Genomic DNA, 1,370 nt, shown 5'->3' with positions numbered 1-1,370 from the left:
GGTTGTGGAGCCTGATGTGTATTTTCTGATGTCATAAAATACGCCCTCCAGATAATAAAAAACCCCGCATTTGCGGGGATTTTGAACTGTACATTTCCCTCTCTAGACACAATACGCCTAAGTACAGCAATGTCATTAAATACGATTTGCTACAATTTGTCAACATAAAAATAACACATATTGATAATTTCAAAGTGAATCGGTTAAACAGCGCTTATGAATAATTAAGGGTTCAAAATGATGAAATCATTATCCATAACACGCATCATAACATTTATAGCTTTCTTTTTTATATCAGCGCTACCTGCATCAGCGTCATTTGGATTTATAGACAAATTGACGCGTATGTTTACAAGTGTAGATACTATGGAGAAGTATAATAAACTTTACAACAAATACGCGAGTGAATCATATATTGGCTCTACGCATTCTGAAAAGATACTCGAAGCAAAAGAATATGCACACAGACATGGATACACCGAAACTGATTTTATATTGAAACGTCATCTATGGGTTATTTATTGCGGACGCTATGTGAATTTATTGCGGGGTGATTATAATATATTGATGTCACATACGGATCTACCCATGGCTCTACCCAATGTGATAGATCATTTACGCAGGAAATATCTTTGGAAGCCAATGTATTTTATGTGGGCATATAACGAATCAAATAACAGCAAAAATCCAATGATTTATTATGCGAAAGAATTTCTTAAAACTACGAAGGACCCTGAATTTGACTTAGAAGAACAAATTACTGATCTAGTATATAATGTGAGAAACGGTTATTATGAAACGATTGAATTACTAAAGAAACGTTGCAACACCATAGAATGGATATACTATATAATGAAACCGTAATAGAGATTGTCATTTAACGATCAAAATGTTTCTGAAGAGCATTAAGAGCAACGCGTAATGAATTCACAAGGTGCGGTAGCATTTGATCTTCTATAACGAGGGACTGTAACGCAGCATGAAGATTATACTGTCTATAGAGGCATTGGGCTTCTTTTAGTGCCTCTTGCATGTTTATAAACTGCTCTGTTGCAAATTCTACCCATTTATCTCTTGCCTTATCATCAGATGATGATGGCATTTCGTCATAAATCGCATTAGGCAAGCCCTTTGCACAAAGGTAATCGTTTCTTACTTGTAGATATTGTTGCGCGGCATCATATTGCTCTTGAGTAATCACGCCTTGCAAACAAAGCCGCCCGATATAGGTACCAGAAAGTGGATTTTTTGCCTCTTGTAGCGTTAAACCGAAACGCTTTGCACGCATTTCTATTGCCAATTTATCAACGGCTTCACGCGGTGCTTTTGCACGTGATATACGTCCGTTTGGTTCTCTTACCTGCCCTGCT

The 1,370-nt window shown here is 36.9% G+C and carries 2 protein-coding genes; one reads left to right on the top strand and one right to left on the bottom strand.

The features are described from left to right. Nucleotides 1-237 precede the first annotated feature (237 nt). Complete coding sequence (locus tag ACFIK4_RS08750) at nucleotides 238-864, top strand: hypothetical protein (protein WP_375627825.1); 627 nt, start codon at nucleotides 238-240, stop codon at nucleotides 862-864. Nucleotides 865-877: 13 nt separating this feature from the next. Here the strand turns inward: ACFIK4_RS08750 and ACFIK4_RS08745 are convergent. Further along, the coding region (locus ACFIK4_RS08745) for a hypothetical protein (protein ID WP_375675768.1) at nucleotides 878-1,370 on the bottom strand (493 nt) is incomplete at its 5' end.

It is taken from the genome of Bartonella sp. AP9QHHD, assembly GCF_042195625.1.
GTDB lineage: Bacteria > Pseudomonadota > Alphaproteobacteria > Rhizobiales > Rhizobiaceae > Bartonella.
Note: the sequence above shows the minus strand (reverse complement) of the source record. Positions and strands in the feature narration are given on the sequence as shown.

Bases quoted from the DNA above. Each gene is read 5' to 3' on its own strand.
- ACFIK4_RS08750 (WP_375627825.1), top strand. From the start codon at position 238: ATGATGAAATCATTATCCATAACACGCATCATAACATTTATAGCTTTC.